Origin of the sequence: Streptomyces sp. NPDC101776, assembly GCF_044766845.1 — a bacterium.
Lineage (GTDB): Bacteria > Actinomycetota > Actinomycetes > Streptomycetales > Streptomycetaceae > Streptomyces.
The window spans coordinates 525,771-551,164 of sequence record NZ_JBIWMV010000002.1; the positions used below are offsets into that span (position 1 = coordinate 525,771).

The following is a 25,394-nucleotide window of genomic DNA, read 5'->3' on the forward strand; positions in this document are numbered from 1 at the left end:
GGCGGCGGGTCACCCCGGCGGCACCAGCACCAGGCACGCGTTCTGCCCCCCGAAACCGAAGGAGTTGGAGAGCACCGGACCGCGCGCGATCGTGCGGCGCCTGCCGATCACCACGTCCACGAGCTCGGCCTCCGGGCTGCCGAGCGTGTTCGCGATCGCCGGAACGACACCCCGGTCGGCGCACAGCAGACCCAGCAGCGCCTCCAACGCGCCCGATCCGCCGATGAGATGGCCGCTCACGCCCTTGGCGGCCGTCAGCGGCGGCGACTGTCCCGCGAAGCACTGATGGATCGCGGTCGCCTCCGCCCGGTCGTTGAGCACCGTCGACGTGCCGTGCGCGCTGATGTGCCCGATGTCGGCCGGCGCGAGCCCGGCGTCCGCGAGGGCGAGGCGCATGCACTCGGCCGCCGTGGCCGCCTCGGGGTCCGGTGCCGCGATGTGGAACGCGTCGCAGTTGGCCGCGTAGCCGGTGATCTCGCCGTAGATCCTGGCGCCCCGCGCGAGGGCCAGGTCCCGCCGCTCCAGGACGAGTACGGCGGCGCCCTCGCCCATGACGAAGCCGTCGCGGTCGGTGTCGAAGGGGCGGCTGGCCCGGTCCGGTTCCTCACTCCGTCGAGACAGGGCCCGCATCTTGGCGAAGGCGCCCACGATGGTGGTCGTGACGGGTGTGTCGACGCCGCCCGCCACCGCGGCGTCCAGTTCGCCGTACCGGATACGGCGCGCGGCCTCGCCGATCGCGGTGGTGCCGCTCGCGCAGGCGGTGGCGTAAGTCGCGCAGTTGCCACGGAAGTTGTAGCGCATCGCCACCCGGCAGGCCGGCGAGTTCGCCATGGTCCTGGGGACGGTGTGCACCGGCATCGTCATCGGGTGCGCGCCGTAGTCGAAGGTCGTGCCCTCCATCGTCCCCAGGCCGCCCATCCCCGTGCCGACCTGCACACCCACCCGCGAGGACGGAAGGTCGGCCAGGGCCGACTCGCCCGCGTCGGACACCGCGTCCACGGAGGCACAGAGCAACAGCTCCGCCGCCCGGTCGAGTTGACGCCGCTCGCGCCGCGTGATGTACGCCTCGATGTCGAACTCGGGTACCAGGCACGCCATTTCGACGGCGACCTCACGCTCCGCCTCCACCAGGTGCTTCGCTACGGCGGCTGTCGACTCGGCGGCCAACAGCCGCGAGTACGCCGCCTCGACGTCGTTGCCCGCGGGCGACTTGACCCCAAGGCCGGTGACGACGACCCGGATCCGCTTGGAAGGACCCGAAGAAGAGGCAGTGCCGTTCATACGGGCCTCCCCAGCCGCCGCACCAGCAGGTCCACGGCGTCGCCCACGGTCCTGGCCTCCACGAGGTCGGAGACGGGGATCTTGGCCCGTAAGGCGTTCTCCAGCCGGGCGCCGACATCCATCAACTCCAGGCTGTCGATGCCGAAGTCGTTGCCGAGGTCGGTCGTCTCGCTGATGTCGTCCACCTCCGTGCCGAGGACTTCCGACACGGCCGTCCGGACGGTGAGGGACAACTCCGCCCGACTGAGCGCCGGTTGGGCGGCGGTCTCCGTGCCGCCCCGGTCGATCGGTGTGCTCGGGTCGATCGGTGTGTTCAGGTCCATGTGTGCCCTTCTCTCTTCTGCGGGGGTACGGCCGGTGTGGAGGTACGGCCGGTCACGCGGCGCTCCGTGCCGCCACGCCGATCGCCGTGTCGAGGATGTCGGCCGCCTCCGCGAGGTCCGCCTCGGTGCTGACCAGCGGCGGGAGCAGCCGTACGGTGCCCGGGCGGCCCAGGCACGGCGACACCAGCAGTCCCGCGCCGGCGAGTTCGACCACCACCGAGCCGGCCACTCCGGGTGAGCTGAAGTCGATACCGCGCAGCAGGCCCGTACCGCGGATCTCGGCGATCGACTCACCGTGCTTGTCGGCGAGTTCGACCAGTGCGCGGTCCAGTGCGGCGGCGAGTCGCGCGCCGTGTCCGGCCGCGCCCTCGATCGCGGTGAGCGCGGCGGGCAGCGCCGCGCAGCTCAGCGGATGGCCCCCGAAGGTCGCCGAGTGGAGGAAGGGATCGGCGCTCAGCGGGGCGTACAACTCCTCGGAGCAGACCAGCGCCGACAGCGGTACGACCCCTCCGCCGAGCGGCTTGCCGACCAGGACCGCGTCGACGGGCAGACCGGCCGCGAGGGCGACGGAACGCTCCCCGCATCTGCGCAGCCCGCACTGGATCTCGTCGGAGACGGTGAACGTGCCGTGGCGTGCCGCGTCCGCGCACCACTGGCGCAGGACGTCGACGGACAGGACGTTCGCGCCGTTCTCCCCCTGGACGGGTTCGAAGACGACCGCGGCGACCTCGCCGCCCCGGACCTCGCGCAGCACGGCGCCGGGGTCGTCGGCCGGGACGTGCACGACGTCGACCTCCGTGCCCAGCAGACCCCGCCGGAACAGCGGACTGTGGGTGAGCGCCAGCGCGCCGAGGGACTTGCCGTGGAAGCCGCCGTCCACCGCCACGACCCTGCTTCGTCCGGTGGCGAGGCGCGCGAGTTTGACGGCGACCTCGACCGCGTCGGCGCCGTTGAGCCCGAAGTACACCTTGGGCAGGGCCTGTTGGAAGTACTCCGCGAGATGTGCCGCCGCACGGGCGGCGGTTGGGTTGGCGAGGCTGCGGGTCGAGGTGGGCATCGCGTCGAGCTGCCCGCGTACGGCGGCGAGCACGTCCGGGTGCCGGTGGCCGAGCAGGGTGACGGCGTACGAACCGAAGTCGAGCGCCGTACGCCCGTCGGACAGCGTCACCCGGCAGCCGTCGGCGGAGATCTCGGTGGCGCCCCGGCCCGCGAACGAACCGGTGAGGGCGAGCCGGGGAGAGAGGTGGCGCCGGATCAGATCGAAGGTGTCGGACGGGACGGGGGCGCCGAATGCGGTGGTCATACGCGGTCGTGCTCCTCTTCGGCTTCCCGGGTGGGCGGAAGAACCGTCAACCGGTCTACGTCCCCCGGCCCTTGCTCCTCTTCGGCCAGCAGTCGGCGCTCCAGCGAGGACAGCATCTGGGCGGCGTTCTCCCGCAGGGCGTCCGCCGCGACCGGGTTGAGCAGGTCGGCCAGGAGCGGGATGCCGATGTCGAACGTGACGTCCAGGGAGACCGTGCTGTGCCCGCCGGGCGCGGGTCGTACGGCCCAGTGGCCCACGAACTCGCCCAGATCACCGGTGACTTGGCGGAAGTCGAAGCGGCGGGCGACCGGGTCGATGACCTCGTCCTCGGTCCACTGGAGCACGGAACCCTTCAGCCGTACCGCCCAGGCGCTCGTCCGGTGACGGTCGTCGGTCTGCCGGGTGATCGTGACGGAGTCCACGCTGTCCATACACGCGGCGAAGGACTCCACGTCCACGACGGCGGCCCACGCGGCCTCCGGCGGTACGGCGATGGGGAGTTCGACCTCTACTCGGGGCATGGGGAGGCGGCACCTTTCTGGTCGGATTCTTGGGCGGGTTCTTGGTCGGGCCTGGGGTCGGACTCGGGGCAAGCTTTTGGGTCGGCGCGGTTCGGGGGACGGGCGGTGGCCCGCGCGGGCAGATGCGGGCCGAGCGCCTGGGTCCGCGCCGCCGCGAGGGCCGCGGGCAGCAGCCGGCGCAGCAACGCGCGCGGCAGCGGACGGAGATGGGTCATCGCGTACGACTGCTCGACCAGCCGGCAGCCCAGCTCGACCTTGGGGGTGTACGCGGTCTGCGCGAAGCGGATGTGCCGGCAGCCCGCGTCGAGCGCCAGGCGGATCGCCGCGTAGTGCACGTTGTGGTAGAGGCGGGCGTCGTGCGCGAGCGGGTAGTCGAGGCCGATCCGCGCCCCGGTGGCGCCGGAGCCGCTGAACAGGCAGAGCAGGAAGGCGACCAGACGCTCGCCGTCGAAACAGGCCACGAGCCGGCGGTCCGGTCCGGGGGAGGCCGCGAGGGCGGTGAGGAAACCGGCGTCGAGGACGTCGAGCCGCTGGTCCGCCCGCTCCATGACCTGCCGGTAGAGGCCGAGCATCTGCGGCACGAGCGGCCGGAAGTCCTCAACGGTCTCCATCCGCAGCCCCGGGTGGGCGGCGAATTTACGGAGGTTGCTGCGCGCGTTGCGCCGTGGTTTGGCCGGGAGTTGCTCGATGTATTTGTCGAACGTGGCCGCCGACAGGGTGAGTTCGGTGTCGGGCATGCTTCGCGCGGGGAAGAATCCCGCCGAACTGAGCGCGCCACGCAGCGGGTTGAGGCCGGCCGGGGCGAAGTCCTTGAAGACCACGGTGCCGAGGCGCTCGGTCCGCGCGAACCGGAGCACCGCGTCGACCAGCACCCGGCCGACCTCGTCGGTGAGCGGCCCGGCGGTGAGGACGTGCCCCTGGCCGAGGAAGTTGCCGCAGAAGAGCATCGGTACGCGCAGCAGGCGGGGAGCCATCTTCCGTACGGGGGTGAGGAGTTGGCGCCCGTCGGGGCCGACGACGTCGTCCAGGCGCAGATTCCGGAAGAGGGACAGCGGCAGTACGGCCTCGGTGCGCGGGCCGCTGCGGACCACCAGGTAGGCATAGCCGTCGGGGCCGATGGCACCGCTCTCCATGGCCTCGAAGACGGCGCGGGACCACATCGGGTCGTCCGGCGGGGCCAGTTCGCGCCAGACCGACCGTGGCAGGAAGTCGATCGAGCGCAGCACGTCGACGCGGCGGGCGACACCCCTACCGGCACCAACACCAACACCGGCACCTTCACGCTTCATGGGCCACCCGCTTCTGTTCGTCGGTCCACCCGCTCCGGTTCGTTGTCGGCACCGTGCTCAGCCGATACGCAAGGGCGCGCCGTTCAGGAAGTCCCGCAGGGGGGCGCCCATGCGGGCCCGGGACGGCGGGTGGAAGGTGAGACCTGTGGCGGCGGACGCGAGATACGTGCTGTCGGGCGCGGTGATGAACGCCATGCCGCCGAGCGCCGCCTGGCAGGCCGTGCCGGTGCGGGCGATGGCGTCCTGTGCCGCGTACCGGGCCGACAGGGCGTCGACCAGCAGCGCGTCGTTCCAGGCCTCGGTGTCCATGGCCCGGGCGACCGACTCGACGCCGAGCATCGCCGCCTCGATGTCGACCAGGAAGGGCGTCGGGTCCTGCGGGCCGCCCGCCTTGTCGAGGACCCGCTCCACAAGGGCGCTGGCGATCCCGATGTACCCGGCGGTCAGCAGGAGTTCAAACCAGAGGAAGCCCGCGATGTTCAGCTCGTCGGGGACGGCGTCGGCGGTGACCTGGGTGAACACCACCATCTCGGGGTCGAGTTCGACGTCGGTGAGCACGACCTGGTCGCTCTCGGCGCCCGCGAGGACCGGGGAGCTCCAGAACGGCCGTACCTCAAGTCCCGGTGAGCCGACGGGGACGAGGGCGACGGCGAGCCGGTCGACACCGTCGTCGTCCGTCATCATGACCGAGGCGGTCAGCAGGTCCATCGAACGGGACAGACTGCACGGCATCTTGCTGCCGTTCAGCAGGATGCTTCCGCGGTCCGTGCGGCGGGCGGTGATGTGGGGCGCCAGGATGTTCTGTCCGGTGTTGCCCTCGGCGAAGCCGGAGGCGAGCAACAGCCCTTCCTTCGCGATGGCTTCGAGCAGCAGACCCTCCGTGCCACTCCCGTAGCGGGCGGCCTGGACGAGTCCCGCGATCGAGAAGTGGTGCATGGTCGTCGCCACCGCGAGCGAGGGACAGCGCGATCCGACGGCACGCTGCACCCGTACGGCCTGGAGGGGACCGGCGCCGATGCCCGCGTTCTCGGTGGGCACCAGCAGGGCGGGCCCGCCTGCCGCGCGGAACTCGGCGATGGCGGGGCTCGGCGCGCTCTCCAGCTCGGCCAGCGGACGGCGCGCCAGGGCCGCGTCCAGCCCCGGCAACAGGGCTTCGAGGGTGGCGCGTTCATGGTGCAGGAACTTCACGGGAGGTGCCTCTCGTCCGGCGGTGGGGAGCCGGTGGGACAGGGGAGGGAAAGGATGGAAAGAGAAAGGGAAAGAGAAAAGAAATGCATCGATATGTGATGTATTTGCGCATTGCAGCTTAACTATCCCCTCAATCGCACTCTCTGTTTTCTGTCTGTTTGAGTATGATTTGGGCGGCATTGCATACCCGTAACGGGGGAGGCGGGGAACGCCGGTGCGAATGTCAGCCGAGGGTCACGGGCAGTTGTTCGTGACCGCGCATCATGAGTCCGCGCCTCCTGACGGGCTCTCCGGCGGGGCGCAGCCGGGGGAAGCGCCGCAGCAGCGCGGGCAGCGCGATGTTGGCTTCCAGCCTGGCGAGCGGGGCACCGGGACAGAAGTGGGCGCCGCCGCCGAAGGCCAGCGGCTGCGGACCGGTGCGCAGCGGGTCGAACTCCGTCGGCCGGTCGTACTGCCTCGGGTCACGGTTGGCGGCCCCGAGGAACACCAGGGCGATCGTGCCGAGCGGCGCGGGCACCCCGCCGGCGTCGAGCCCTTCGCAGAGCGGTACCCGAGCCGCGTACTGGACGGGGGATTCGAGCCGTAGCACCTCGTCGGTGAACGCGGGCGGGGGAAGCCGGCCGGTGCGCAACTCGCCTGCCGCCAGGGGGTGTTGGAAGGCCAGGGCGACGGCGTTGCCGAGCAGATTGACCGTGGTGTCGAAGCCGGCCACGAGCAGCAGCACGCACATGGACAGCATCTCGTGCTCGCTGAGGCGGGCGTCCGTTCCGTCCGCCGCCGAGGCCAGCGCGCTCACCAGGTCGTCGCGCGGATCCACGCGGCGCCGGGCGGCCAAGTCCGCGAAGCAGTCGACGAGTTCGGCCACCGAGATGTCGGCCGCCGCCACCGCGTCGGCGGGCGGGGCGAGTTCCAGCGTGAGGGTGAGGGCGGACGCGGCGGCGCGGAACCTCAGCCGGTCCTCCTTCGGTACGCCCATCAGCTCGCCGATCACCTCCATCGGCAGCCGGGAGGCGAAGGCCTCCATGAAGTCGACGGTGCCGGAGGGGCCCGCGTGGCCCGGCATCCCGTCGAGCAGGTCGTCCACCGCCGCCGCGATCCGCGGTTCGAAGGAGGAGATCCTGCGGGCCCCGAAGAACGAGGTGATCAGGGACCGGAGACGGGTGTGGTGGGGCGGGTCGGTCTCCAGGAGGGAGGCGGCGACGATCCGCCGCGAGATGTGCTCGGCGGAGTCGGGCGACTCGCGCGCCTCCCCGGACAGGATCCCGAACGCCCGGTCGCGCGCCAGCCGTTCCGCCTCCCGGTAACCGGTCACCAGCAGAAGTCCGTCCCCGGCGGGCAGGACGGGCCCGAGCGCCCGGGCCCGCTCGAACAGTGGATGGGGATCGGCCGTTCCCCCGTCGGTGAGCAGGGCTTCGAGGATCGCGGCGCCGGTGTCCGTCGCGGTGGCCGAGGTGTGGTGCGTCATGATCCTCATGGTGGCGGCAACACGGTGAACGGTTGCCGCGACACCTCCGTACCCCCTGACATGACCCCCCGCACACAGACACGACAACCCTCCCGAGGACACACCGCCCGCCTCCGTCGAGGCGCCGCGCTCGCCCTGCTCCCGCTCGCCGTGGCCTGCGGTGGGGGTGAGGGCGAGAGCGCGGCGGAGCGGAAGCGGGTGGCGGCCGTGACCGCCGCTCCCGAGGCCGGAGTCGTCGCGCCGGCGAAGGTCGAGGTGATCGCCGGCCTGACGGGCTGCACCGCCGAGATCCGGATCGAGGCGGCGGAGCTGCGCGAGGGGCTGTGCAGCACGAAGCAGGGCGACTACCGGATCACCACGTTCCCCGAGGAGCGGTACAAGGTGACCTGGCTCGACACCGCTGCCGTCTACGGCGGCAAGTACCTCGTCGGCACCCGTTGGGTCGTCAGCGCGCGGCCGGAGCTGCTGGAGGGTTTCCGGGCCCGACTCGGCGGAACCGTAGAGGAGTTGCGCGGCATAGGGCCCTCCGCGTCGGCCTCCTTCGGGCCCTGAGTCACCCCTCCGTCCGGAGGTGCCCCAGCACCTCCTCCAACGGCAGGTCGAAGCGGTCCTTGTCGCCGTCCCACCGGCGCAGCACACTCGCCGCGCCCCGGGCCAGCTCCGGCGGCAGTCCCGCCGTGTCCAGGGTGGCCGCGATCTCCTCCAACTCCGGTGCCCAGCGCCAGGCCCGCGCCGCGACGCTGGACAGCTGATCGGTCTCGGCGAGGATGTTGGACGTCAACGAGCCCGCCTCACGCGCGAGTTCGGCCGCCACGCCGTGGTGCGCGGCAAGGGCGTGCGATACGGCGGCCAGGACACGGGCCGACTTCTGGTACGAGGCGTACGCCATCTTCAACGCCGACGCGGCACCGATCCCGGCGCTGATCCCAGCACTCGCACCGGCACCCGTACCGGCGTCGCTCTCCGTGTCGAGCGGGCGGGCCACCACCCACGTGTCCTCGAACACCCCTGCCACGCGGGCGACTTGCTTGCCGTCGCCGCTCAGATACAGGCGCGGCGTACTGCCCGGTCCCGGTGGGCCGCCGACGACCGAGCCGTCCAGCATCAGCACACCGCGCTCCGCGCACACCGCCGCGATACGCCTCGCCCGGTCCGGGCTGATCGCGTTGGCCTCGACGTACACGCCCCGGAAGGGGTGCGCGAGGACCTCGTGCGCCACGTCCTCCGCCGCGTGCGGCGGGCAGACCGACAGCACGAAGTCGCTTACGGCCAGGGCCGATTCGAGGGACTCGGCCGGCTCCAGGCCCGCCTCCCGGGCCCGTTGGAGACTGGCGGCGCTGCGGCCGGTGGGGACGTACAGCACCCGGGCGCCCGTACGGGTGGCCTGGCCGCCGACTCTCGCGCCCATGGCGCCGGGATGCAGAAGCGTGAACGTGGTCATGGCACCCACCGTACGAGGCCGCCGTGACCAGGAAGATTTTCTTGAACGTCGCGAGGAAGAGTGTGGGGCATAGGAGAGGGGCATAGGAGATATGAGCCTCGGGAGGGCGCCATGAACCGACAGATCCGTGTTCGCGTGATTCGCCGGCCCGCCGCGCCCCGCGACGACACCATCGACCGCAGGACGCCGTCGGGGCGGATCCTGCCCTACTGACCGCCTGCCTTCCTGACCGCCTGCCCCACTGACGCGAGCGGCCGCCTCTCACAGGGGCGACCGCCAACTCACCGTCGTGCCCGCGCCGTCGTACACCCTCAGGCGTACGGCGTCCCGGCCGTCCGGCAGCGGTGTCGTCACGTCGACCGTGATCTCCAGGCGGGAGACGTCGGGGTGACGGGACGCGGTGGCCAGGGCGCGGCGCAGGGCGGTGAGGAGCCGGGTCGCCACCCGGTCGGGGACGAGGGTGTCCACCGGGCCCTTGAAGCGGGCCGAGGGCTGGAACGCGAGGGTGGCCGCCGCCTCCCGAAGTACCTGGCCGCGCAGGCCCGTTGGAACTTCCGCCGGTGGTTGTTGCAGGGCGAAGATCGCCGTGCGGACCTCCTGGATCGTCGACTGGAGTTCGTCGACGGCGCGGCCGAGGACCTCGTGGGCCGGATCGGCCGGACCACCCCTGCGTTGCGTCGACTCCAGCAACATGCCGGTGGCGAACAGCCGTTGGACCACCAGGTCGTGCAGATCGCGGGCGATACGGTCCCGGTCCTCGTAGACCGCGAGACGTTCGCGGCCGTGCTGGGCGTCGGCCAGGACCAGGGCGAGGGCGGCCTGGGACGCGAACTGCGTTGCCAGCAGCCGTTCTACGGCCGTGTAGGGGCGGTCGCCCGGTAGGCGGGGGAGGGCGAGGGTGCCGATGAGACGGCCCTCCGCCTGGAGCGGGAGCATCATGCTGGGGCCGAACCGGTGCCGTACATGCGTCGTCATGCGTGGGTCGGTCGCCGAGTCGTCGATGAACACCGGTTCGCCGCCCAGGAGTTGGACGAGGACGGGGCTGCCGGGCTCGATGGTCGTACCGACGATGTCGCCCGGGTCCTCGTGGGCGGACGCGGTGACGATCTCCATGCCGCCGGCCGGGGTGGGCTGGAGGATGACGCCTGCTGCGGCGTCGGCGAGGGCCCGCGCGCCCTCCGCGACCGTCACCAGCGCGTCGGCCACACTCTCGCCGGTGAGCAGCGCGGTGGTGACGGCCGCCGCGCCCTCGATCCAGCGTTCGCGCTGCCGGGCTGTCTCGTACAGGCGGGCGTTGCCGATCGCGATGCCGGCCTGGGCGGCGAGAACGTGCAGGAGTTGCTCGTCCTCGGTGGTGAAGGGTTCCGCGGTGAAGGGGGCGTCGCCCTGCTTCGCGGCGAGGTGGAGGTGGCCGAAGACCTCGTCGTGGACGTGGATCGGCACGCTGAGCACGTCCGTGGGCGGCGGCTCGGCCCCGCCGGTACTGATCTCGGTGAGGCCGTCCTGCCCGGGGTCCGTCGTGCCGAGCGCCGCGTACCGCGCGCCGGTCAACTCGGCGGCGCCGTCCACGATGTGCTGGAGCGTGGTGCGCAGTTCGAGCTCGGAACCGACGCTCAGGACGGCTTCGAGGAGCCGGGAGAGAGCGGGGACGCCGGCCCGCGGGCCGGCCGGGTCCGGGCTCAGGCGCTCGCCAGCGGGTCCAGGACCAGCGGCTCGATCTTGCCCTCCAGCATGTAACCCAGGCCCTGTACGGCGCACACGTCCGGCCGCTCCGCGATGTGCACCGGCATCCCGGTCGCCGCGCGCAGCATCTGGTCGAAGCCGGGGAGCAGGGCGCTGCCGCCGACCATCATGATGCCGCGGTCCGCGAGGTCGGCCACCAGGTCGGGCGGGCAGTTGCGCAGCACCCGGCCGATGCCGTCGAGCACGGCGGTCAGCGGGGTCTCGATCGCGTCCCGTACGGCCGCGGTGTCGACCCGTACGGAACGCGCGAGGCCGCTTGCCACGTCCCGCCCGTGGATCTCGGTGGTGGTCGGGCCGTGCGGGGTGAGACCGTTGCCGGACAGGGCCAGCTGGAGCGGACGTACGGACTGACTCGGGAGCATCAACTCGTGTTCGTGGCGCAGGTGTTGGACGATCGCGTGGTCCACGGCCTCGCCGCCGACCGGAATGCGTTCGGCGGTGACGATCGAGCCGAGGGAGAGCACGGCGACCTGGGTCGCGGCGGCCCCGCACACCATGATCATGGTGGCCTCGGGCCGCTCGACCGGGAGCCCGCAGCCCACGGCGGCGGCGATCAGCGTGTCGACCAGCTCCACCCGGCGCGCGCCGAGCCCGACCAGCGTCTCGATCGCGGCCCGCTGCGCCAGCGGATCGGCGTCGTGCGGGGTGCAGGCCGCGGCCCGCAGCCGGGGCTTGCGGCGCAGCGCGCGGCGGACCTTGTCGCCGATCAGATGCCGCAGCATGCGCTGCGCCATCTCGATGTCGACGACGGTCCCGCCGGAGACCGGCCGCACGACCCGGATGTAGTCGGGCGTACGGCCCGTCATCTTCTCCGCGAACTCTCCTACGGCGATCAGCGCGCCGGTCCGGGTGTTGACGGCGGCGGCGGACGGCTGGTCGACGACGAGCCCGGCACCCTTGACGTAGACGCGGGTGCGCGCCGCGCCGAGGTCGACGGCGAAATGGCAGCGGCGCAACTGCTCCAGACTGACGGTCATGGCAGGTTCTCCCGAGAGCGCGGACCGGGCTTCGCCGGGCGGCGGGCCTCCTTCGCATCGTGCGGGGGTGGGGGAGCGGGCGCGTCTTGTGGTGGGCCGGGCGGGGTGCGGCTGAATGGGGGATTTGTCCGCAATGCCCGAGTTAAAGAATAAGTAAGGGGCAGTGGGTGAGGTCCCGTCACTCACCCGGACCACGTCGCCCGGACCACCCCCAGCTCAACCAAGTCCTGCGGCCTCAGACGGAGTTGATCGGCCGTGGCCTCCGTCTCCTCCCTCGGCCGCTTCAGGATCGCGGCGGCCGCCTCCGGGGCGATCACCGAGAAGTAACTGTCCGGCGTGGCCCAGGTGTTGCCCGGCGCGGCCAGCGCCAGCGCACCCCCGGAACCGCCCTCGCCGATCACCAACGTAGTCACCGGAACACGGGCGCCCGCCACCGCGCCGAACAGCTCCGCGATCGCGGCCCCGGCCCCCTGCCGCTCCGCCTCGGCATCGTTCGCCGCACCTGGGGTGTCCACCAGCGTCAGCACCGGCACCCCGAGCCGGTCGGCAAGCCGGATCAGCCGCGCGGCGGTCCGATACCCGGCGGGCCGAGTCGCCGTCCCCGCCTGCGCGGCATACGCGACCGCCCGCCCCTCCCGCTCCCCGAAACCGCACAGCATGCCCGCGTCGGTACCCCCGCACCGATCACCACTGATCGCGACCCGGTGAGCGAAGTAGTCGTCCAAGTAGCGCTCGGCACGCGGCCGTTGGGTCGACCGAGCACGCTGCACGGCTTCCCAGCCGGTGACCGGGAGGCCGGCCGGGGTGTGCTGAGCTGACCGGGCGTCCCGCACAGCCTCGCGTGCGGTCACCGGCGCATCGGACGCGCCCCGCCGAGCAGACAGCGTGCCCCGCGCGGCCTCTCCTTCCGCCTCCGCTGGATCGGCCTCGCCAAGGGCAGGCGGCACCCCCTCCCGCCCCGTGGCCGACAGCCCACTCGCCCCGAGCGCCGCGGGCACCGGTGCCTGCCCCGCCCACGGCGTGGTCAGCAGCCGCAGCCACCTCCCCAGGGTCTCCCGCAGCTCTCCCGGTTCTACGATCGCGTCGGCCGCGCCCGCTGCCACCTGGGCCTCGGCGCTGTATGCCGTCGGGTCCGCGTCCGGGGGGCGGACGCGGGAGCCCGCGAAGCCGACCTGGGCGTCGGGCAGGGCCAGGATCACATCGGCGCCCGCGCCCAGCGTGGCCCAGCCGCCGCCCGTGGTCGGGTCGCGCAGTACCGCGATCTGAGGGAGGCCGGCCTCTCTGGTGAGCGTCGACTGGCGTGCCACGCGCTGGAGTTGGGTGAGGGCGATCATGCCCTCCTGCATCCGGCTGCCCCCGGTGGCGATCAACGGCACGACCGGCAACCGGTGTTCACGGGCGTACGTGTACGCCGCCTCCAGACGGTCCCCGGTGCGTTCGCCCAGCGAGCCGCCGAGGTAGCCGAACTCGAAGGCGATCAGCACCGCGCGCGTGCCCGACACCGTCGCCGTGCCGCAGATCACCGACTCCGACTCACCGGTGCGGTCGGCGGCGCGGGCGCGCGAGGCGTCGTAGCCCAGCCAGGCGAGGGGGCCGTCGGGGCCGGACTCCCGTATCGGGTAGGGGAGTTCGGTGAAGGTGGCGGAGTCCGCGACGAGGGCGAGGGTCTCGCGGGCGGAGCGGCGCTCAGCCATCGGTCAGGGAACGCTTCAGGATCTTCCCCATGTCGTTGCGGGGGAGTGAGGTGAGGTGGTGGACGACGCGGGGGCGCTTGTGCGGGGCCAGGCGGCTTGCCACGTGGTCGGCCAACTCGGCTAGTTCCGGGAGGAGTTCCGGATCCACCGGCACGATCCACGCCACCACCCGTTCGCCCAGGTCGGGGTCGGGTTCCCCGGTGACCGCCGCCTCACGCACCCCGGGGTGTTCCAGCAGCGCGTTCTCGATCTCGCCCGCGCCGATCTTGTAACCCCCGCTCTTGATCAGGTCGGTTGCCTTGCGGCCGACGATCCGGACATAGCCGTCGGGGTCGCGCACGGCCATGTCGCCGGTGCGGAACCAGCCGTCGGCGGTGAACGCGGCGGCCGTGGCATCCGGCCGGTTGAGGTACTCCGTGAACAGGTTCGGCCCGCGCACCTGGATCTCGCCCACGCTCTCCCCGTCGTACGAGGGGAGGGGCGTGCCGTCCTCCTCGACCAGCCGCAGCTCCACGCCGGGCAGCGGAACCCCCACCGTCCCGGCGCGCGGCTCACCGTCCGCCCGCACGCTCGTGTTCATCAGGGTCTCCGTCATGCCGTAGCGCTCGATGACGCGGCGCCCGGTCGCCGAGGTGATCCGCTCGTGGTCGTGGACCGGCAGCGCGGCCGAGCCGGAGACCAACAGCCGTGCCCGGCCGAGGGACTTGGCGAGTGCGGGGTCGTCGGGGAGGGTCTCGGCGATGCGGTGGTACATCGTCGGCACGCCGAACATCATGGTCGCGCCGTCGTTCAGCTCCCGTGTCACGCCCTCCGTGCCGAACCTGCCCAGGTGCCGCACCGAGCCGCCGCGCCGCAGCGGGCCCAGGATGCCCAGCACCAGCCCGTGCACATGGAACAGCGGCAGCCCGTGCACGAGGACGTCGTCGCCGGTCCACTGCCAGGCGTCGGCGAGCGCGTCCAGCGTCGTGGCGATCGCCCGGCGCGGGATGACGGCACCCTTGGGCGGACCGGTGGTGCCGGAGGTGTAGACGACGAGGGCGGGGTCCTCGTCGGTCACCTGGACGTCGTCGGCGACCGTCCCCACCGCGCGCACATCGACATCGACGCGCTCCAACTCCCCAAGCGCGGCAGGCAGTTCGTCACCCGGAGCCGCCAGCACCACCGTCGGCGCGCTGTCCGCCAGGATGTGCCCCAGCTCCTTCTCGCCGGACTTCGGATTGAGCGGCACCGCGGCCACCCCGGCCCGCAGCGCCGCCACGACCGCGACCGCCGTCTCCAGCGAGGGGGTGGCCCACACGGCGACCCGGCCGGCACCCCGGCACCGGACCGCGAGGGCGTCCGCCGCCGCGCCCAGCTCCGCGTACGTCAGGGACCGGTCGCCGAACGTGAGCGCGGGCTGGTCGCCCGGGTTCGTCAGGGCCGGAAAGAGGGTGGACACGCGGCGCACTCCTTAGCCGTCGGGGGCAATGATCCCCAGACATCGGGGACACCCCCGTTCCTACACCACGTCCGCCACCACACGACCGACGTTGTCCGGACCCCCGGCCCCGTTCGCCGCGTCGGGAAGGGGAAGGCCAATCCGGTTGCCCCGGCCACGGGGGGCGTGGTTACCCTGCAAAAACGATCTATCGCCGTACGAAGCTGGAGGCTCCCGTGCCCCGAATCGCGCTCGCCACCTACGACCCCGGATCCGAGCCCAGCAAGGACCGTGATCTCCCGGTGCTGGTGGAGGCGTTGCGGACGGCCGGGGCCGAGGCCGTCGCACTGCCGTGGGACGACGCGGGGGCCGACTGGGGCGCCTACGACCTCGTCGTCATCCGGTCGACCTGGGACTACAGCTGGCGGCCGGTCGAGTTCGTGGCGTGGGCGGAGCGGGTCGGCAAGGTGACGCGGCTCACGAATCCGGTGCGGGTCGTGCGGTGGAACACGGACAAGCGATATCTCGGCGACCTCGCGGCGGCCGGCGTGCCCGTCGTACCGACCCGCTATCTCGCCCCCGGCGACCCGGCCGACCTCCCCGACGACCACGAGTACGTCGTCAAGCCGACCTCCGGTGCGGGCGCCCGCTTCGCCGCCCGCTACACACCCGACGAGCACGAAACGGCCGTACGACAACTGGAGCGCATGCACGGGGAAGGGCTCACCGCGATGGTGCAGCCGTATCTGACGAACGTGGACGTCAGCGGGGAGCGGGCGCTGCTGTTCTTCGGGGGGCGCTATGTGCACGCCTCGCGGAAGGGGGCCGTGCTGGCGCGGGGTACGGCCTACGACGACGACAAGGTGTCCCACCCGAACCTGGAGCCGTGGACCGCGACCGAGGCCGAACTCTCCGTCGCCGAGCGGGCGTTGGCCGCCGTACCGGACGCGCCCGAGCTGCTGTACGCGCGCGTGGACCTCGTGGACGGGCCGGACGGGCAGCCGTGTGTGATGGAGCTGGAACTCGTCGAGCCGAACCTCTTCCTCGATCTGCATCCGGGGTCGTTGGCGGTGGTGGTCGACGCGATTCTCGCGGCTGCCGCTACTCCTTGACCGCCGTTCTCTGCAGCAGGCCCCATGTGAACTCGGCCGCGCACCGGTGTCGTACGCCCTGCGCGTCCGGGGCCGTGAAGGCCAGGCCCCAGCGGGTGGGGGCCGTGCCCTCCAGGGGGCGGACGGGGGCGAAGGCGCGGGCCGCCTCGTCGACCGTGCAGGACCAGGGCGCCAGGTCGTCCAGGGTGTGGAGCGACGGGGCTTCGGCACCCGGGGCGCGGACCAGCCATTCGTTCCATACGGCGCCGTTCGGAGCGGCGAGCACCTCGAAGCGGAGGTCGGGCCAGAGCGGGACCGGCCACTGCCGGGCCTCGCAGTCCAGGTCGCCGATCCGGCGGTTCACGGTCGACTCGGGGGTGCCGAGGATCGAGCGGTACCGGGAGGCGGCGGCCCGGCCTCTCGGGGAGTGCAGCATCGCCTGCCAACGCTTGTTGGCCTCGCGCATGTCGGCGATCGAGACGCCCAGCTCATGACGGGCGTTCTCGACCAGGTCCGGGTTGTGGTCCGCCATGCGGCGCAGCAGGACGAGTTGGAAGTCGAGGGGGCTGAAGGGGCGGGCGGGGCGTTTCGCGTCGGGCATGCGATCCATCGTCGCGCACGCCACTGACATCGGCATCGGCACTGACTTCGACACCGGCGTCTACGCCGGGGGCGCGGCCCTCCGGCAGGAACAGGACCGAGTTCACGTAACGCGGACCCCGCGCGAACGGCAGCACGCGGCGCAGCAGGCCCCGGGAGACGACGTACGAGGTCCGGGCCTGGTGCTCCTCCAAGGGGAAGGCCGACAGTCTCACCCAGATGGTGTCCGGCAGGACCCAGCCCTCGTAGCCGAGCAGCGACAGATACGTCACCACGGGCGCGATCGGCTGGATACGGGACTCCAGCTCGACGAAGAGCGCCGGGCGGTCGCGGGTCAGGAGGCCCGTCGCGCCGTGCAGGACGGCCAGTTCGCCGCCGTCCACGTCGATCTTGATGAACCCGACGTCCTTGAGGTTCAGACCGTCGAGCGTGACGCAGCGGACGTGCACGGCGCGGGCATGGATGTCCCGGCGGACCAGCGACGACACACCCCGGTCGCCCTCGTCGTCCGGCGGCAGCCACAGCCGGGCGGTGCCGGGGCGGTCGGAGGCGGCGGCCGGGATCACCCGGGCGTGCGCGGGGGCGGCAGCGGCGAGCAGTCCCGCCAGGTGGGGCACCGGCTCCACGGTCACGACCTGGCGCGCGTGTCTCCACAGGCGGTGCGTCCAGGGGCCGTACCAGCCGCCCACGTCCACCGCCGTGCCGCAGTCGGGCGGCAACAGGTCGCCGAGGCGCGCCAGTTCGGGTTCGAAGCGGGGGTAGACGGCCCGGGCGCCGGCGGCGACCAGGCGGACGGGGAGAAGGCGCGCGAGGCGGGCGGTGAGAGTGATGCGCCCGGAATCCGCGGAGGTCATGGCGCCATCCGTTCGAGGAGTTCCAAGTGCTCGGCCTCGTCGGTCACTTGCTCTCCGGAGGAGGGCAGGAGCTGCGGGATGCCGTCGACGATCGGGTAACGGCGGCGCAGGCGCGGGTTGTAGAGGGCGTCCGTGGGGAGCAGGTGCAGCGGGCCCTTGTCGAGCGGGCAGGCCAGGATCTTCAGCAGGGGGTCGTCCGGGTTCATGGGGGAGTCAACTCCTTCGCCTCGACGGGCTGTTGAGGCGCGTTGTCGTGCTTCGGCATGGTGAGCAGAACGGTGACCGCCAGGGCCGTGCCCCCGATCCGCAGGGCCAGCCGCACCGGATCGTGCGGCAGGGCCTCGCCGAACGCGAGCGTGCCCAGCACCGCCGTGAACAGACTCGTCACCGTCGTGCACACCGGCACGATCAGCGAGGCCCGGCAGCGCTGGAGCGCCGCCTGGGACATGACCAGGCCGAACGCTCCCGTGAAGAGCAGGAGATACGGATACGGGGACCGCAGCAGCCCAACCACCGCCCCGCCCGGGTCACTTGTCGTCAGACAGCTCGACACCCCCTTGATGGCGAGCGAGCTGACCCCGTACAACAGCCCCACCGCCACGCCGTATTCGACGCCCGTGGTGGGCAGCCGGTGCCGGTGTCCCGCACTGCGCTCGGTGGAGCGGTAGAGCCAGACGCCGGCCGCCAGCGAGGGCACGCAGACCAGCAGGATCAGCGGATAGGGCGCGGTACGGCTGACATGGTCCGCGCCCTCCTTCAGCGACAGCACGACCATCAACAGGGCGACGAGGATGGCGCCGAGGGCGTACCGCTCGCGGCCGGTCGTCTCCTCGCCCAGCATCCGCGCGGACAGCAGCACGAGCAGCACCAGGCCCGATACGAAGATGCCCTGCGCGGCGGCGATCGGCAGCGTCCGGTACACGACGAGCTGCGCGCCGAACCCGGAGGCCAGCGCGAGGGACCCGCCGATCCACAGCGGGCTGCCGAGCACCAGCCGTAGCAGCCTGACCGGTTGACGGACCGTCACCTCGGGCAGGGCCACGAGCGCCCGCTTCTCCAGGACGAAGCCGGTGCTGTACAGGACGTTCGCCAACAGGGCCGCGGCCACTCCCCACCACACGGCCGCGCCCCCTACGTCTTCCGCGCGTGCAGCAGCAGGATCGACGCCAACTGCGGTCTGACACAGGCCAGTCGGTCGAGCGCGCGCAACGGTCGCGGCACACCGTGGAAGGGAGCGCCGGTGAGCCCTACGACCGTGAAGCCGGCCGCCGTCACGAACTCCCGCAGCGCACGCGGGGTGTAGAGCCGCAGATGCCCTACGACCTCCTTGCCCGGGCGGCCGTGGATCGCGCGCAGGCTCACCTCGGAGAACACGGGTTGGACGCCGGCGAGGAGCAGGGCGCGGTTGTACCAGGCGGCCAAATTCGGTGTGGACAGCATGAGATGGCCTCCCGGGCGCAGCACACGGCGGATCTCGGCGAGGGCGGTGTCCGGGTCGACGAGATGCTCGATCACCTCGCTGAACAGCACGGCGTCGGCGGCGGCCGTGCGCAGCGGCAACGCGGTGAGTTCGCCGCGGACGGTGTGCGGCAGGTGGGTGCGGGCGCGGGTGAGGGCGTCCTGGGACCAGTCGACGCCGATGACGCGGTGGCCGGTGAGGAGGGGCGCGGCCGTGGCGGCGGCGGTTGCGTCGCCACAGCCGATGTCGAGGATCGTGCGGGGGTGTTCGGTGGGCGGGCCCAGGGCCTTGGCGAGGACGCGGGCCTGGCGGAGGGTGCGGGAGGGGCCGGAGGCGACGGGGACGGCGGGGTTCTCGTAGAAGTCCCGCAGGTCGGGGTGGTGCGGGCTCGTGGTCGTCATGCCGGGTGCTCCTCCGTCGCGTGCAGATAGTGCTCGAACAGGTCACGGAGGTGGGCTCCGTCGCCGGAGCCGAGGAGGGTGCGCGACCAGCGGAGGGCCACGTGCAGCCTGCCCGCGGTGGAGGCGGTCGTCACGGTGAGGCCGCGGGGCATCCGGGCGGGGGCCGAGAACCACACGGCGTGCGCGCGGCCGGCGGCGCTGCCGAAGTCCAGGGTGTACGGGATACGGCCGATGTTGCTCAGAAGCGTGGTCGAGGTCCAGGGGGCGGCGGCTCTGCGGAGGCCCCGGGTGAGGGTGCCGCGCCAGGTCACGGGGACGACGGGGGCCGTCAACAGGGTGGCGCCATGGCCCAGTTGGGGACGGGAGAGGGACTTGAGGGCGCGGGTCCGGATCGCTGTGCGGTGGAGCAGTTCGGCCATGCGGTCGGGTTCGGCTCCGGTGGTCAACTCCTCGGGGGCGAAGGTGACTTCCACGAGTCTCGTGCCGTTGCCTATCGGCATGTCCGTGCCTCGGGGGCGGTCGTCCACGGGCATCGTGATGCGCATCGGGCGGGGGCGTGCGCCGTGTTCGCGGTTCCAGTGGACGATCATCAGGGCCGTCGTGACCATGAGCTGGTCGTTCACCGTGTACGGGGAGCCCTTGGGGCGGTGGGGGACGGGGAGTTCGGTGAGGAGAAGGCCGTTCCCTCCGGGGGTCGGGTCGGGGGTGCCGGGGGCTACTCGGGCGGGTGGGGTCCATACGGAGGGGGTTTCCGTGGGGGGTTCGGGGCTGTCCGGGGGGCGGGTCGGTGGGGCGGTCGGGGTGTTGGGGTGGCCCCCGTACAGCTCCGCTGCGGTGGCGAGGATACGGAGGCAGGCGGGGCCGTCGAGTGCGGTGTGGTTGACGGTGAGGATCAGGGCGGTTCCGGTGGGGAGTTGGATGGCTTCCAGGCGGATGGGTGGGGATGCGGTCAAGGGTGGGGTGTGGGTGAGGGAGCGGGTGCGGGCCTGTTTGAGGGCGTCTTGGGTGGGGGGTGGGAAGGCGAGCGGGTCTATGTCCGCGGTGGTGGTCAACTCCCATTCGTAGCGGCGGCGGTACCAGGGGCCGGGGGCCTCTCGCATGAGGATGCGAGGGTGGTGGTGCAGGGCCTCGGTGAATGCGGTGCGGAGGCGTTCGGGGTTTACGGGGCCCGGGAGGTGGACCTCGATGTGGACGGTTTCCGGTTCGGTGGATTGGTGGCAGTGGCGGGCGATTTCGTCGACTGTGGGGAAGGGGATGCGGGTTGGGGAGCGGGGTTGGTCGAGTGCGGTCATTGGGGGTAGTTCCTTGGGTGCGGGCCGGTGGGGGCTGGTCGCGCAGTTCCCCGCGCCCCTAGCGGGGGTTCGCCGTGGGGGATCCGGTTGTTGCCGGCTGCGGGTCCGGCGGGGGCTGGTCGCGCCGTTCCCCGCGCCCCTGAAGGGGTGCTCCACTCGTGTGTGCTCACAAGTCCTGCGAACAAGCCGATCAGCGCGAGGAGTTGGGCGGTGCGGCTGAACGCGCCCTCGCCCGCGCCCACCGGGGTGCCCGCTCCCGTCGCCGCTGTGATCCCCGCGCCCGCCAACGCCACGAACGCGATCGGGACCAGGAGGGCGTGGCGGCGGTAGGCCAACAGGGCCAGCGCCGGGACCAGTAGGGCGAACCAGCCCGCGATCACCACTCCCACCAGCGTCAGCGCCACCGTGCCCAGCCAGAAGCCGGGCAGGGGTGGGGGTGGTTGGTACTCGTCGGGATTGGGCTCTCGGCGGCGCCAGATCGCCAGGGCCAGAAGGGCGGCCAGGGCCGCTCCGCTGCCGATGAGGCCGGCCTCGTAGGTCGTCGCCGGGGTGTAGCTGAGCTTGATCGTGCCGCCTGCGCCCGCCGGGATGCGCCAGCCCTGTTGCCAGCCGTCCAGGCGGACCGGGGACAACTCCTTGCCGTTCAGGGTGGCTTTCCAGCCGTCGTTGTAGTTCTCGTACGTCGTGAGGTACGAGGCCGCGCCCGATCCCGCCGTCACCTCTCGGCGGTCGCCCAGCCAGTCCTGGATCGTCAACTGGCGGGACGCGGGGGTGGGTTCGGTGATCGTTCCTCGGGTCAGGGTCACGTCCGTGAGTTCCAGGGGGCCGGCGTCTCCCGCCTCCACCCGGTGCGTGCCCGACGTCAGTTCCAATGCCGGGTCCGCCCTGCCCTCCTGGCAGAGCGTCACTTCCACCGCTCGCCGTTCCGTCAGGTCCCGTACCGTCCCCTGCACGCTCGTTCGGTACAGCTCGCCGTCCACCGCCACCACCGGGCCCTTTCCGCAGGCCAGCGTGAAGGTGAGGGACGGGTCCGGCTGGGGGGTGCGGTACTGGTCCAGGGCCGGGATGTAGGCCTCGGTGAGGCCCACGGGGAGTTGGAGGTTCTCGTCGGCGAGAGGGTTGTGGAGGGTGAGTGGGGCCGTCTTCGTGATCGTGATGTCCAGGCGGTCCGTAGTGATCGGGTCGAAGCGGGCCACGCCGTTCTCGTCCACGCCGGCGATCGTCGAGCCGTCGGGTGAGGCGATGTCGACCTCGGTCGCGCGGGTCGACAGGCCGCCCGCGGGGGCCAACACCACTTCCCCCACTGCCTGTTCGCCGGTCCAGGTCAGGTGGATCGTGGGGCGGTCGCCCGCGACCCAGCCCGTCGTCAGGTCGCCGTCCGTCAGGTTGCGGGCGGAGAGGCCCGTGCCCAGCGCCGCCGTGGAGTCCGCCGTCGCCGTGATGCGGTGCTGCTGGGCGGGGGCCACCTCGTAGAGGAGCTTGTCCAACTCCTCTCCGGGGGTGGCCACGGCCGTCGCCTTCATCTCGTACGTCCCCGCCGCCGACGTCGAGAACGTGCGGTGCAGGCCCGCCTCCGTGCCGGTCGGGGAGAGGCCCGTCGGGTCGGCCGCGCGGTGCAGGGAGATGATCTCGGCCGGCGCGTCGGAGGAGGCGCTCGCGTCGGTGGGGAGTTTCAGGAGGCGGGTGACCTGGACGTGCGGCAGGGCGATCTCGGAGAAGCCCGCGCCGGTGAGGCCGGTACGGCGGGCCACCGAGTCGACGATCGTCAGCTTCATCCAACTCGTCGCACCGGAAGGCGACTTGATCGTCTGGGACCTGCCGTTCGGCTGGAGGTAGCTGGTCGCCGAGCCCTTCGCCGTCTCCACCCTCACCTCGGTCGGCGCAGCCCGCACGCTCTCCTGCGGGAGCGGGGTGACCTTGAACGAGCCGGGCATGTCGTACGACCCGCCCGCGAAGCCGATGCGCAGCCACTGCCCGTTCGGTGAGCCCGCCGCGCCCTCCGCCCACGCGGTGTCCGGGTTGCCGTCGAAGGCGTTCGCCGGGTCGAACTGGGGCAGATAGAACAGCCAGTTGCCGCTGGAGGAGGCCGTCACCGAGCGGGCACCGCGCAGCTCGGCCACCGTCTGATGGGCGATGCCCTTGGTCGGGAGGATCTGTTTCGGTTTCCTGCCCGCGTCCTGGACCGCGTCCGGCGCGTTGCGTTCGTCGGGGGTGTACGTGTACGAGGTGTTGGCGTCGACCAGGCCGAACCGGGTGTCCGCGCGGCGCAGTCCGTCGCCGAGGATCCGGAGTGGCGGGGAGCCCAGCCCCGGGTGGTTGTCGCCCGTCAACACCGTTGCCCTGCCGCGGAGTTCGGTCGCGAGGGGCAGCAGGGACTCCGGCCCGCCGGAGACCACCGCCGTGTCGGCCACCGGCGTCAGACCTGCCTGGCCGGGGCGTGGGACGTCCTTGCTCGTCGGCTCGTAGATCTCCACCGCCCGTTGGCGCGGGTAGAGGCCCTCGACCTGGAGCGGGGTGTCATTGGCGATCCGGCCGCCCGTCATGACCGGGCCGAGGCCGGTCACCCGCTGGTAGCCGGACTGTTCGAGGGTGCGCTTGACGGTGGTCGTAGGGACATAGCCGATCTGGTCGGGGTCCAGGTCGTTGCGGACGACGACGAAATAGACCCCCGCTCGACTCAAGTAGTCGGCCAGACCGGGGACTTCGCCGCCGGCGGCCAGCGCCTGCTCCACCGCGTCCATCGCGCGCCGGTTGCCGGGGGTGCCCATCGGGACGTAGTCACGTTCCGCCCAGCGGGAGTCGGCGAGGACGTCGAGGGGCTCGTCGATGGGGGAGCCCCAGGTGTAGATGCCGTGCGCGGTCGCCGGGACGACCAGGGCCCGCGAGTCGGGGGAGTACGTGTGCAGCCAATCGGCCGTGGTCTGCCAGTACTTGGGGAGCTGCTGGAACGAACCCGGGTTCAGGATCGACCCGTTGAGATACGGCCAGGACAGCCCGGGCAGCACGAGGACCACCGCGATCAGCGGGGCGAGCCGGCGCCCCCGGACCGGGCGGGCACCCCGCGACTCGGCGGCCACGCCCACCAGATGGGCCAGACCCAGGACGAGCGCGAGGGCCAGGCCCGCCTGGAACTTGTAGATGTTGCGGAAGGGGACGAGCGGGCCGTTCAGCCAGTCCTGCACCACCCCATGGAAGGGCGCCCCGAACGAGCCGCCGTACCCGGCGAACAGGATCAGCGCGACCGACACCCCGATCAGCACCAGCCAGCGCCGCTCCGGCATGTCCCGACGGGCCAGCCCGGCGAGACCCAGCCCCGCCGCGAGTGCCGAGCAGACGATCACGATCACCGAGGAGGCGACCGTCCAGCCGGCCGGTATCCAGGCCTCCCCGAGATGCAGATAGGCGACCCAGTCACCGGCTCCGCGCAGGCCCTCCGTCGCCGCCATGGTGTCCGTCGTGGTCTGCGAAGTCTCCACGTAGGGAAGGAAGTTCTCGCCGTAGACCCCGAGCATCAGCAGCGGGATCCACCACCATGCCGTGGCCAGAACGACCCCCGGCACCCACCAGGCGAGCAGCTTGCGCTGCCGTGGCCCGGGCGGCCGGGAGAGCAGATACAGGCCCACCGGGAGCAGGGACGCGAGGGTCGCCGCCGCGTTGACCCCGCCCATGAAGGGGACGATCAGCGCCGAGCGCAGGGCGGCCACGCGGGCCGCGTACCGCTCGTTGGTCAGCGGCAGCAGCACCCAGGGGAGGAAGGCGCCGGGGAGCGCGGCGGCGGACGTGGACCCTATGACGATCGTGAACACCGGCCACAACGCGTAGGCGACGGCGGCGAGCAGCCGGGACGCGGAACTCCCGACCCGCAGCCGCTCGGCCAGCCGCAGCGCGCCCCAGAAGGCGACCGAGACGACGAGCGACAGCCACAGCCGTTCCGCCAGCCACACCGGCAGGTGCACGGCGTGGGCCGGCCAGTAGAACGGCAGCATCGGCCAGAGGTAGCCCGCGTACTGGTCCTGGATACCCCCGAACGAACCCCGGTCGTGCCACAACTGACCCAGGTCGGACAGGAATTGGCCGGGATCCACCGTGACGCCGAGCTTGGTGTCGAAGGTCTGCCGCCCCGGATGCACGGCCAGCAACAGCACGAACACCACGACCCAGAACCCCAGCGGCCAACGCCATGACCTCGGCCCCTCCGGGGGACCGGCAAGGGTCGTGCTGGTGGGATCGGCCGCCGGAGGCGGAACCTGGACCGTGGTCGCCGTCATGGTGGACACCGCCGGAGAATGAGGAGGAGGTTCCAGGTGGCCAACTCCCTTATCCCGGGCGCCTTGACGACGGCGCGGTCGAGGAAGGGCCAGTAGCGGGACCGCGCCGCGACAACCGTCACGTCGTCGCGAGCACGGACCTGCCGCAAGGTGACGCCGATGTGCACGGCGAACAGATTCTCGCCGAGGGTGTGCTTGGCCGGTCTGCCGGTACGTCGCTGGTAGCGGGCGCGGGCCCGTTCGGCGCCGAGGTAGTGCCAGGGCGCCCACTCATGACCGCCCCACGGGGACAGCCAGTTGGTGAACGACACATAGATCAGCCCACCGGGCCGGGTCACCCGGGCCAACTCGCTGAGAAACGTCTGCGGATCGGCCACGTGCTCAAGGACGTTGGAGGAGAAGGTCACGTCCGCGACCCCGTCGGAGAGAGGGAGCAAATACCCGTCCGCGATGACGGACCCGTCGGGCGGTTTCGGCCCCAACTCCCTTACCTCCGGCTCAAAGAGATAAGCGTGGGCTCCCCGCCGCCGAAACTCCTCGGTGAAGTACCCATTGCCACCACCAACGTCCACCACCGTGCGGCCGGTGACAGGCCCGTCGTAGGCCTCGACCTGATCGGCGGCATCGCGGGCGAGCAGTGAGTAGCAAAACTCCGGGTCGACCTGCTCACGCAGAAAGCCACGAAAGAGGGCAAGGGATCGACGGAAGGACGGGTCCTTGAAACTCCGATGAGGTGACGCGCCTCTCAAGGGGCGCGGGGCTGTATCGATATGCGGCTCCGCCGCAG

Annotated in this window: 22 protein-coding genes; 2 read left to right on the forward strand and 20 right to left on the reverse strand. The window is 71.9% G+C overall.

Going from position 1 to position 25,394, the window contains the following annotated elements:
- Positions 1-9: 9 nt before the first annotated feature.
- The 7 genes from ACIRRY_RS08130 to ACIRRY_RS08160 all read right to left on the reverse strand — a co-directional run bounded on the left by ACIRRY_RS08130 (position 10) and on the right by ACIRRY_RS08160 (position 7,370).
- On the reverse strand, positions 10-1,281 hold the full coding sequence (locus ACIRRY_RS08130; protein ID WP_403969152.1) for a beta-ketoacyl-[acyl-carrier-protein] synthase family protein: 1,272 nt from the start codon (positions 1,279-1,281) through the stop codon (positions 10-12).
- Positions 1,278-1,604, reverse strand: a complete 327-nt coding sequence (locus ACIRRY_RS08135; RefSeq protein WP_403969153.1) for an acyl carrier protein — start codon at positions 1,602-1,604, stop codon at positions 1,278-1,280. Before ACIRRY_RS08135 ends, ACIRRY_RS08130 begins: the two co-directional genes overlap by 4 nt.
- Positions 1,605-1,656: 52 nt before the next feature.
- A complete protein-coding gene (locus tag ACIRRY_RS08140) occupies positions 1,657-2,907 on the reverse strand; it encodes an aspartate aminotransferase family protein (protein ID WP_403969155.1) in 1,251 nt (416 codons plus the stop codon).
- Complete coding sequence (locus ACIRRY_RS08145; protein ID WP_403969157.1) at positions 2,904-3,428, reverse strand: type II toxin-antitoxin system RatA family toxin; 525 nt, start codon at positions 3,426-3,428, stop codon at positions 2,904-2,906. The genes ACIRRY_RS08140 and ACIRRY_RS08145 overlap by 4 nt, the downstream gene beginning before the upstream one ends.
- Positions 3,416-4,717: a GNAT family N-acetyltransferase gene (locus ACIRRY_RS08150; RefSeq protein ID WP_403969159.1), complete on the reverse strand. Its 1,302-nt coding sequence runs from the start codon at positions 4,715-4,717 to the stop codon at positions 3,416-3,418. Before ACIRRY_RS08150 ends, ACIRRY_RS08145 begins: the two co-directional genes overlap by 13 nt.
- Before the next feature lie 57 nt (positions 4,718-4,774).
- Complete coding sequence (locus tag ACIRRY_RS08155; RefSeq protein WP_403969160.1) at positions 4,775-5,905, reverse strand: acyl-CoA dehydrogenase; 1,131 nt, start codon at positions 5,903-5,905, stop codon at positions 4,775-4,777.
- Positions 5,906-6,128: 223 nt separating this feature from the next.
- Positions 6,129-7,370, reverse strand: coding sequence for a cytochrome P450 (locus ACIRRY_RS08160; RefSeq protein WP_403969162.1), 1,242 nt, complete (start codon positions 7,368-7,370; stop codon positions 6,129-6,131).
- A 60-nt stretch (positions 7,371-7,430) separates the two neighbouring features.
- Here ACIRRY_RS08160 and ACIRRY_RS08165 point away from each other — a divergent pair, with 60 nt between their 5' ends.
- Positions 7,431-7,922, forward strand: coding sequence for a hypothetical protein (locus ACIRRY_RS08165; RefSeq protein WP_403969164.1), 492 nt, complete (start codon positions 7,431-7,433; stop codon positions 7,920-7,922).
- A 1-nt stretch (position 7,923) separates the two neighbouring features.
- Here the strand turns inward: ACIRRY_RS08165 and ACIRRY_RS08170 are convergent, their stop codons facing one another.
- The 5 genes from ACIRRY_RS08170 to ACIRRY_RS08190 form a co-directional block, all read right to left on the reverse strand.
- Positions 7,924-8,811 carry a DUF1932 domain-containing protein gene (locus tag ACIRRY_RS08170; RefSeq protein WP_403969165.1) on the reverse strand — a complete coding sequence of 296 codons (888 nt, stop codon included), beginning with the start codon at positions 8,809-8,811 and terminating at the stop codon, positions 7,924-7,926.
- A 261-nt stretch (positions 8,812-9,072) separates the two neighbouring features.
- The gene (locus ACIRRY_RS08175; RefSeq protein WP_403970845.1) at positions 9,073-10,494 is read right to left on the reverse strand and encodes a GAF domain-containing protein; all 1,422 of its coding nucleotides are present in this window, start codon (positions 10,492-10,494) and stop codon (positions 9,073-9,075) included.
- Positions 10,491-11,531: a rod shape-determining protein gene (locus tag ACIRRY_RS08180; protein WP_403969167.1), complete on the reverse strand. Its 1,041-nt coding sequence runs from the start codon at positions 11,529-11,531 to the stop codon at positions 10,491-10,493. Before ACIRRY_RS08180 ends, ACIRRY_RS08175 begins: the two co-directional genes overlap by 4 nt.
- 182 nt (positions 11,532-11,713) lie before the next feature.
- A complete protein-coding gene (locus ACIRRY_RS08185) occupies positions 11,714-13,225 on the reverse strand; it encodes a carboxyl transferase domain-containing protein (RefSeq protein WP_403969169.1) in 1,512 nt (503 codons plus the stop codon).
- Positions 13,218-14,663 carry an acyl-CoA synthetase gene (locus ACIRRY_RS08190; protein ID WP_403969170.1) on the reverse strand — a complete coding sequence of 482 codons (1,446 nt, stop codon included), beginning with the start codon at positions 14,661-14,663 and terminating at the stop codon, positions 13,218-13,220. Before ACIRRY_RS08190 ends, ACIRRY_RS08185 begins: the two co-directional genes overlap by 8 nt.
- A gap of 215 nt (positions 14,664-14,878) precedes the next feature.
- Here ACIRRY_RS08190 and ACIRRY_RS08195 point away from each other — a divergent pair, with 215 nt between their 5' ends.
- Positions 14,879-15,754 carry a RimK family alpha-L-glutamate ligase gene (locus ACIRRY_RS08195; RefSeq protein ID WP_403969171.1) on the forward strand — a complete coding sequence of 292 codons (876 nt, stop codon included), beginning with the start codon at positions 14,879-14,881 and terminating at the stop codon, positions 15,752-15,754.
- On the opposite strand, the gene ACIRRY_RS08200 is transcribed toward ACIRRY_RS08195, so the two are convergent.
- The 8 genes from ACIRRY_RS08200 to ACIRRY_RS08235 are packed head-to-tail and all read right to left on the reverse strand — an operon-like array spanning position 15,744 to position 25,377.
- On the reverse strand, positions 15,744-16,334 hold the full coding sequence (locus tag ACIRRY_RS08200; protein WP_403969173.1) for a hypothetical protein: 591 nt from the start codon (positions 16,332-16,334) through the stop codon (positions 15,744-15,746). The two genes, ACIRRY_RS08195 and ACIRRY_RS08200, sit on opposite strands and share 11 nt — an antisense overlap.
- Positions 16,222-17,187: an FkbM family methyltransferase gene (locus ACIRRY_RS08205; protein WP_403969175.1), complete on the reverse strand. Its 966-nt coding sequence runs from the start codon at positions 17,185-17,187 to the stop codon at positions 16,222-16,224. Before ACIRRY_RS08205 ends, ACIRRY_RS08200 begins: the two co-directional genes overlap by 113 nt.
- Positions 17,184-17,393 carry a Trm112 family protein gene (locus ACIRRY_RS08210; RefSeq protein ID WP_403969176.1) on the reverse strand — a complete coding sequence of 70 codons (210 nt, stop codon included), beginning with the start codon at positions 17,391-17,393 and terminating at the stop codon, positions 17,184-17,186. The genes ACIRRY_RS08205 and ACIRRY_RS08210 overlap by 4 nt, the downstream gene beginning before the upstream one ends.
- Positions 17,390-18,295, reverse strand: coding sequence for a hypothetical protein (locus tag ACIRRY_RS08215; protein ID WP_403970847.1), 906 nt, complete (start codon positions 18,293-18,295; stop codon positions 17,390-17,392). Before ACIRRY_RS08215 ends, ACIRRY_RS08210 begins: the two co-directional genes overlap by 4 nt.
- 23 nt (positions 18,296-18,318) lie before the next feature.
- Positions 18,319-19,047 carry a class I SAM-dependent methyltransferase gene (locus ACIRRY_RS08220; protein WP_403969178.1) on the reverse strand — a complete coding sequence of 243 codons (729 nt, stop codon included), beginning with the start codon at positions 19,045-19,047 and terminating at the stop codon, positions 18,319-18,321.
- A complete protein-coding gene (locus tag ACIRRY_RS08225; RefSeq protein ID WP_403969179.1) occupies positions 19,044-20,339 on the reverse strand; it encodes a condensation protein in 1,296 nt (431 codons plus the stop codon). Before ACIRRY_RS08225 ends, ACIRRY_RS08220 begins: the two co-directional genes overlap by 4 nt.
- Positions 20,336-24,607: an alpha-(1->3)-arabinofuranosyltransferase family protein gene (locus ACIRRY_RS08230; protein ID WP_403970849.1), complete on the reverse strand. Its 4,272-nt coding sequence runs from the start codon at positions 24,605-24,607 to the stop codon at positions 20,336-20,338. The genes ACIRRY_RS08225 and ACIRRY_RS08230 overlap by 4 nt, the downstream gene beginning before the upstream one ends.
- Positions 24,604-25,377 carry a class I SAM-dependent methyltransferase gene (locus ACIRRY_RS08235; RefSeq protein WP_403970851.1) on the reverse strand — a complete coding sequence of 258 codons (774 nt, stop codon included), beginning with the start codon at positions 25,375-25,377 and terminating at the stop codon, positions 24,604-24,606. The genes ACIRRY_RS08230 and ACIRRY_RS08235 overlap by 4 nt, the downstream gene beginning before the upstream one ends.
- Positions 25,378-25,394 lie beyond the last annotated feature (17 nt).